The organism is Nocardia sp. (genome assembly GCF_025465275.1).
In the GTDB taxonomy this organism is placed as follows: domain Bacteria; phylum Actinomycetota; class Actinomycetes; order Mycobacteriales; family Mycobacteriaceae; genus Nocardia.
The window spans coordinates 1-7,094 of the sequence record NZ_JAODNK010000029.1 but is presented as its reverse complement, the minus strand read 5'-3'; the positions used below and the strand labels follow the sequence as shown (position 1 = coordinate 7,094).

At 66.5% G+C, this 7,094-nt stretch carries 7 protein-coding genes; 5 read left to right on the top strand and 2 right to left on the bottom strand.

Annotated features, from left to right (window positions below; translation table 11 throughout):
* Window positions 1-99 precede the first annotated feature (99 nt).
* Both JWN03_RS07670 and JWN03_RS07665 read left to right on the top strand, forming a co-directional pair.
* Window positions 100-591, top strand: coding sequence for a GtrA family protein (locus tag JWN03_RS07670; RefSeq protein ID WP_297611786.1), 492 nt, complete (start codon window positions 100-102; stop codon window positions 589-591).
* Between the two features lie 242 nt (window positions 592-833).
* On the top strand, window positions 834-2,735 hold the full coding sequence (locus JWN03_RS07665; RefSeq protein ID WP_297611788.1) for a glycosyltransferase: 1,902 nt from the start codon (window positions 834-836) through the stop codon (window positions 2,733-2,735).
* A gap of 418 nt (window positions 2,736-3,153) precedes the next feature.
* Here JWN03_RS07665 and JWN03_RS07660 read toward each other — a convergent pair whose 3' ends face one another.
* Window positions 3,154-3,744, bottom strand: a complete 591-nt coding sequence (locus tag JWN03_RS07660) for a TetR/AcrR family transcriptional regulator (RefSeq protein ID WP_297611784.1) — start codon at window positions 3,742-3,744, stop codon at window positions 3,154-3,156.
* Window positions 3,745-3,765: 21 nt separating this feature from the next.
* On the opposite strand from JWN03_RS07660, the gene JWN03_RS07655 reads away from it, so the two are divergent.
* Window positions 3,766-4,146, top strand: a complete 381-nt coding sequence (locus JWN03_RS07655; protein ID WP_297611783.1) for a hypothetical protein — start codon at window positions 3,766-3,768, stop codon at window positions 4,144-4,146.
* Complete coding sequence (locus JWN03_RS07650; protein WP_297611781.1) at window positions 4,143-4,661, top strand: hypothetical protein; 519 nt, start codon at window positions 4,143-4,145, stop codon at window positions 4,659-4,661. The genes JWN03_RS07655 and JWN03_RS07650 overlap by 4 nt, the downstream gene beginning before the upstream one ends.
* Before the next feature lie 96 nt (window positions 4,662-4,757).
* On the opposite strand, the gene JWN03_RS07645 is transcribed toward JWN03_RS07650, so the two are convergent.
* Window positions 4,758-5,606 (bottom strand): SDR family oxidoreductase, encoded by an 849-nt coding sequence (locus JWN03_RS07645; RefSeq protein ID WP_297611779.1) that lies wholly within the window; start codon window positions 5,604-5,606, stop codon window positions 4,758-4,760.
* A 421-nt stretch (window positions 5,607-6,027) separates the two neighbouring features.
* On the opposite strand from JWN03_RS07645, the gene JWN03_RS07640 reads away from it, so the two are divergent.
* A partial coding sequence (locus JWN03_RS07640; RefSeq protein ID WP_297611776.1) for a serine hydrolase domain-containing protein occupies window positions 6,028-7,094 on the top strand: 1,067 nt, incomplete at its 3' end.

The following is a 7,094-nucleotide window of genomic DNA, read 5'->3' as shown; positions in this document are numbered from 1 at the left end:
CGGAGCTCGGTGGGGTCCACCCGGTCAATCCTCGATGTGATCGGAAGGCGAATACGAACACGGGGAGGGTACCCGAGATCACTGCGGTACCGTCGCCGAGTGTCCAGCAGTGAGTCGGTAGCCGTCGAGAACGGCCGGGAGTCCTTCGTCGGCAAGGTGCGCGCGGCACTGAAGCAGGGCAGCGCATTCCTGGTTGTCGGCGCGCTCGGATTCGTGGTGGACGCGGGCACCTACAACCTGCTGGTGTTCTGGGGCGGGGAGGGTGTGCTGTTCCATCAGCCGCTGCTCGCCAAGATCATCGCCATCCTGGTGGCCACCGTCGTCACCTATTTCGGCAACAAATGGTGGACATTCGCGCACAAGAAGGGCGGCAGCCCGACCCGGGAATATGTGCTCTACGCGCTGTTCAATGTTGTCGCCATCGGCCTGCAACTGGGCTGCCTCGGGTTCTCCCGCTACGTACTGCACCTGTCTAGTCCGTTGGCGGACAACATCTCCGGCACGCTGATCGGCCAGATCGTGGCAGTAGTCTTCCGCTACTGGGCATATGACAAATTCGTCTTCACCGGCGCGCGCGACCAAAGCGACTGAACTCCACAGTTTTCGAGCTGCACCCCAAGTTCGCGGCCCGCCCGGGTCTGGACTGACGTAGCGGGGGAGCGAAGCGGAGGAGCGGAGGAGGGAAGGCCCGGGTAACAGGGCCGCGAACCCGCCGTAGCGAAGCGGAGGCAAAATGTTATTGATATTCTCTGCGCGCCGAGCGGTGACAGTGGGGTGCGTCCCACGTCGTATGTTGCCGGTGTCTATTTTTTCGAGGGATGTCGAGGGATTTCATGGATGCGTCGGCTGGACAAGCCGTGACCGAAATCAGTGACCCGCAGACTGCCGGGGCCCCCGCGACTTTGCGCGCGGAGCACGTGGCTCCCGAGCGGCTGGTGCTGGCGCGCGGCCTGTTCACCGGACCGGCGCAGCGGATCAGCGATGAGCTGTACGCGGTCGTGAAGGGTGGCAAGGCCCACCGGGAACGCTTCAGCCTGCGGCTGGAGAAGGGCACCACGGCACACACCAATACCTACTTCGGGAGATTCGCGGCCAGCTACTGGCAGCGCTGGACCACCGTCACGGCGGTCCAGGTCGCCATGACCCTCGAGGTCGCGGGCCGCACCAAGGTGCGTCTGGCCGCGTCCGATATCGCCGGTCACCGGCGTGTTGTCGCCACCGCCGAAACCCGGGAGACCGGGCGGCTGGTGTTGAACACGGCGCTCGATATGTTCATCGACGGTGGCGCGCTGTGGCTCGAGATCGACGCTATCGGCGGCGAGGTCACCATTACCGACCTGGAGTGGAGCGCGCCCGCGCCGGACACCGTGCGCTCGGTCGCCATTGCCATCTGCACGTTCAACCGCGCACCGGACTGTGCCGCCACCATGGCGGCACTCGCCTCGGACGCGACCGTGCTGTCGTCCATCGATGCCGTGTACGTGGTCGATCAGGGCACCGATCTGGTGCAGGATCAGCCGGTGTTCGCCGAGACGGCACCCAAATTGGGTGACAAGCTGCGCTACATCCGGCAGCCGAATCTCGGTGGCGCGGGCGGTTTCACGCGCGGTCTCTACGAGGTGTCGGGCGCCGATGAGCACGCCGACATCATCCTCATGGACGACGACATCCTGTGCGAGCCGGAAACGGTCCTGCGGCTCAGGGCTTTTGCGAATATGACCGTCGAACCCACGCTGGTGGGCGCGCAGATGCTGTTCCTCTACAACCCCGACTACCTGAATGTCGGTGCGGAAGAGACGGATCTGGGCAAGCTCAAGCACGGGCAGAAGGTGTCCAAGGCGCTGCGCAATACCAGCATGCTGAAGAAGCACCAGGAACGTCGTGTCGATGCCGGCTACCAGGCCTGGTGGACCTGCCTCATTCCGGCCGAGGTGGTCAGGACCATCGGCCTGCCGGTGCCCATCTTCTTCCAGTGGGACGACGTCGAATACGGCCTGCGCGCTCGCGAGCACGGCTTCCGCACCGTCACGCTGCCGAATGCGGCGGTCTGGCACGCCGACTTCTACTGGAAGGATTTCGACGACTGGGCGCGCTACTTCTCCTCGCGCAACTCGCTCATCGTGTCCTCCCTGCACACCGATTTGGACCCGAAAGCTGTTACCCGGCAACTCTTCCGGGAGATCAGCGAATACCTGGTCGGCATGCAGTACGGCCTGGCGCACACCACGCTGCAGGGCATCGAGGACTATCTGCGCGGCCCGAAGGCCCTGCAGGACGGTGGCATTGCCGCCCTGGCCGCCGCGCGCGGCTCCCGCGGCGACTACCCGGAGACCGTCAAGCATCCGGCGGCGACCGCACCCGTCGTCAGTGCGCACGTGCAGCAGCGCCGCGCCGGCGGCGAACCCAGCCGTCCGTTGCTGATCCTGCTCAAGCGCGCCCTGAACCAGTGGCGGGGCCGCACCATCCACGGCGTCATCGGCGTCACCCGCGAGGACGCGCACTGGTGGCACGTAGGCCTCTTCGACCACGTCGTTGTCACCGATGCCTCGCAGTCCGGTGTACGAGTTCGTCAGCGGGACAAGGAAACCGCGCGCCGCCTGCTGGTCCGCGCCTACCGCGTCCTCAAACAACTCCGCACCGAACTCCCGGCCCTGCAAAACCAGTGGCGTTCCGCCGTACCGGAACTCACCAGCCGCGAGAACTGGGAACGCCTCTACGGCATCGACCCCAAGTAGTCCCACCACGCTCGAATGTGAAGCCGCCGTACCCGATCGGTACGGCCTCGCACCCAACAGCCCGTGTACTAGCCCGCCGCCCCAACCAGGGCTGTTCGGTTGCTACGCGGGCTGTTCGGTGATGGCAGCGGCGTCGCCTGGCAGGCCCGACTGTGTGCACCCGCTATCGGACCGAACAGCCTGTGTACTAGCAGCGCAGCCCCAATAGGGGCTGTTCGGTTGCTACGCGGGCTGTTCGGTGATGGCAGCGGCGTCGCCCAGCCACTCCGGCTGGACGTCCGAACGGCACACCCGCAATCGCACCGCACAGCCCTTATGCCCATCGCACAGCCTCCGCAAGGGCTGTGTGATGGCCAGGCGGGTTGTTCGGTCGGTGGGGGGTAACGGTCAGAGGGACAGGCCGGTGGTGAGGGGCCGTTCAATCGTGGGGGGAGAGCAGGGCGCGGGTGGCAGCGGTGAGGTCGGCCTCCAGCCACTCCGGTAGTTCCTGCGCGTGGGCGTGGCGGCGCAGGGCGGAGTAGGGGAGATCGACTACCGCGCGGGTGACGGCATCTATTTCGCGTTCGCCGGTGGCGCCGTAGATGTCGTGGGCGATGCGGGTCAGCAGTGCGATGAGCGGAGCGTTCATTTCCGCGCGGCGCTCGCGGAATTTCGTATCGGGCCCGTTGTCCAGCAGGTCGCCGAGGCGCAGATTCAGCATCAGCCGGGCGTCGTCGGGGAATTCGCGGCCGAAGGCGAGGGCGGCGCTGGTGATGACGACGGCCGCCGCGATCGGATCGTCCACGTCGGCGGCGGCCAGTACCCCGGATTGGAAGCGTTCCAGCGCGCGCAGCCAGGTCGCGCTGAGTACCCCGTCCCGATTGCCGAAGCGGTGGTAGAGGGTGCCGACGGGCGCGCCGCTGGCCTCGGCGATGGCGGCCACACTGGCCGCGCGGGGCCCGTCGCGCAGCACCAGGGTGCGGGCTGCGTCGAGGATCACGTCGGTGTTGTGCTTCCGGGGAGGTGCCATGAACTAGTACAGTCCTTCTATATGGAGCGTTTGCCCTATATCGATCAGCATTCCACATCAATCGCCGCCGATCGCACCCAGGCATGGGCTGCCCTACTTCGCACGACCTGCAAGAACCCGGATGATCTCAGCACACTCCCGCGCGGTTTCACGCTCGACGAGGCCGAACCGCCGGCCCGGTTGTCCGCGAAGGGCCGCCACCCCTTCTCTCGCTACCGGCTCACCTTCATCCTGGACGAGCTCGACCCCTGCACCACTCGCCTGACAGCCCGGACCGATGCCGTCTTTCCCGGGCTCCACGGCCGGATCTACAAAGCCCTGGTGATCGGTTCCGGCCTGCACCGCCTGGTTGTCCGAAACATGCTGCACCGCATAGCCACAGCGGCCGGGGAGCGGTCGTGAGCGGGCAGAGGCGGGGACTGCCCGGGCAGTACTGGGGTGCCACGGCCGCCGAGATCGGCATGGAATTGCCTTGTGACGGTGTGCTTTCCGGCCGGACAGTGGTGTGCGACCGGGTCGTCGACGTGTCCGCCCCGCAGGAGCTGGTATTCGCCTGGGTATGTCAGCTGCGGGCCGCCCCGTACAGCTACGACCTACTGGACAACTTCGGCCGCCGGAGCCCAGTGATCCGCGACCCGCATCTCACCGAACTTGTTGCGGGCCAGCGCTTCATGACCCTGTTCGAGCTCACCGGATATACACCGGGCACACAGGTCACGCTGCGCGCATCCGGGGTTGCCGTCACCTACGCCGTGCACCCGGGCACCACGGCGGGGACAAGCCGGTTGCACGCCCGCGTCTACTTCCGCGGCCGCTCCTGGCTATTGGCGCCGATAATATTCGGCGACTACCTGATGATGCGCAAACAACTCCTCACCCTGAAAAACCTGGCCCACCGCGAAGCACACGCCGCCTGATCCCCCAAGGTGCACCGCACAGCCCGCGCATTGATCGCACAGCCTCAGCAGAGGCTGTGCGATTGCGACCCGGGCTGTTCGATCGGGCGGGTGAGGTCAGAGGAACAGGTCTGTGGTGAGGGGGCCGTCGCCGGGGATTACGCGGTACTTGTCGAGGTCGGTGATGCCGTGGGCGGCGAGGACATCGTCGTCGAGGAAGAAGTTGCCGGTGGTGTCCTTGGCGGGGGAGGTCAGGACCAGATAGGCGGCGTCGGCGTAGATGTCGGGGGTGCGGGAGGAGGCGATCATCTCGTCGCCGCCGAGCAGGTTGCGGACCGCGGCGGTGGCGATGGTGGTGCGCGGCCAGAGCGAGTTCACGCCGATGCCGTACTTGCGCAGCTCTTCCGCCAAACCCAGTGTGGTCAGCGACATTCCGTACTTCGCGATGGTGTAGCCGAGGGAGGCGCCCGCCCACTTCGGGTCCAGGTTCAGCGGCGGCGACAGGGTGAGGATGTGCGGGTTCCGGCCGGACTGCGCCGAATCCTTGAGCGCCGGAATGCTCAGCTTGGACAGCAGGAAACTGCCGCGGGCATTGATGTCCTGCATGAGGTCGTACTTCTTCATGGGCAGAATCTCGGTGGGGGACAGGTCGATTGCCGACGCATTGTTCACCACCAGGTCGATGCCGCCGAACTGTGCGATCGTCTGCTGGATCGCCTCGGCGACCGCCCCGTCATTGCGCACATCGCCGACATACTTCAGCACCGTGCCGCCGGCCTGCTCCAGCTCGGCCGCCGCGGTGTGGATGGTGCCGGGCAGCTTCGGGTTCGGCGTATCGGTCTTGGCGATGAGGGTGATATTCGCCCCGTCCGCCGCCGCCCGCCGTGCGATCTCCAGCCCGATCCCGCGACTCCCGCCGGACATGATCATGGTCCGGCCCGCCAGCGGCTTCCGCGCTTCCGTCATGGTCAGCTCCTGTCTCCTGCTTCGCCCCGGTTCCGATAATCCGCGCGTCCATGCGCAGGCGGAGCGAAACCTCCAATTCGGACACTAGGGGAGATCGGAGTGTTATGCAACGAGTTGCATAACACTCGGCGAGTGAATTCTTACCCGGGGGCCTGGCCCCCGGACCCCATTGGGTTGAGGCTCACTAGGGGCTGGCCCCGGACCACATTGGTCCGGGGCCATCAGGGCTGGGCCTGCGTGGCCGGGGTTGGCCTGCGTGGCCAGGACTGGGCCTGCGCGGTCAGGGGTGGTGCTAGCCCTACCTCGCCGGACCTGCCAGCGCTATCCGTGATTCGGGCGCGAGCCGGATCGGCGGCGCGGGCCCGCGTTCCTACGCTCGAGGTGGCCGGAAAACCCGGCCCGAACAGGAGGAACGCCTCTTATGACCACACCTCGGCCGCGCCGGAGCCGCACCGCACTGGCCGGGCTCGGCCTCGCCGCCGTGCTCGCCGCCGCGGGCTGCACGAGCGAGGGCACGGCCTCGGAGCCCAGCAGTCCGGACCGGAACCGGGCCATCGCGGACGCCATGAACTCGGCGATCAAGGCCGGCTTCCCGGGCATCCAGGTGGTGATCACCCGGCCGGACGGACAGCGCACTCTGACCGCGGGCGTGGGCGACATCGCGACCGGCGCACCCATCGCCGACGATGCGCGAGTCCGCATCGGCAGCAATACCAAGACCTTCGTCTCGGTGGTGGTGCTGCAACTGGTCGCCGAGGGCAAGATCGAACTGGATGCGCCGATCGAGCGCTATCTGCCGGGCGTGGTGCAGGGCAATGGCAATGACGGCAATCGCATCAGTGTGCGGCAGTTGCTGCAGCACACCAGCGGCCTGCCGGACTACCTCGCCAGCGGTGACCCGGCGAGCACGCCGAACCCGAATTCGCCGCAGCTGCAGGTGGATACGGAGGCGATGCGCACCCGGCACTACGAGGCCGCCGATCTGGTGCGCATCGCCATATCCCTGCCGCCGCAGTTCACGCCCGGCGCGAAGGCGGTCTACACCAATACCAATTACGTGCTGCTCGGCATGCTCATCGAACGCATGACCGGACGGCCCGCCGCCGACGAGATCACCAGCCGCATTATCGACCGGCTGGGCCTGCACGACACCTACTACCCGGCCCCCGGCGACATCACCATCCGCGGCGCCCATGCCGAGGGTTATCACGTAATCGACGGCAAGCGAGTCGATTTCACCGATCTCGATCCGTCCTGGGGCGGTACGGCAGGTGCAATGATCGCCACCGGCGCCGATCTCAACCGGTTCTTCACCGCACTGCTGAAGGGTGACCTGTTGCCTGCCGCCCAATTGGCGCAGCTGAAGCAGACCGTGCCCTTCGACCGAATGGCCGGTGCCGGTTACGGATTGGGGCTCATCCACCAGCCCAGTCCCTGCGGCAAAGAGGTGTGGGGACACGGCGGCAGCATTCCGGGCTTCGAAACCCG

What these genes read in the sequence shown, in the direction of transcription:
- JWN03_RS07665 (WP_297611788.1), top strand. Translation starts at nt 834, where the DNA reads ATGGATGCGTCGGCTGGACAAGCCGTGACCGAAATCAGTGACCCGCAG.
- JWN03_RS07660 (WP_297611784.1), bottom strand. Translation starts at nt 3,744, where the DNA reads ATGGCACCTCCCCGGAAGCACAACACCGACGTGATCCTCGACGCAGCC.
- JWN03_RS07655 (WP_297611783.1), top strand. Translation starts at nt 3,766, where the DNA reads ATGGAGCGTTTGCCCTATATCGATCAGCATTCCACATCAATCGCCGCC.
- JWN03_RS07645 (WP_297611779.1), bottom strand. Translation starts at nt 5,606, where the DNA reads ATGACGGAAGCGCGGAAGCCGCTGGCGGGCCGGACCATGATCATGTCC.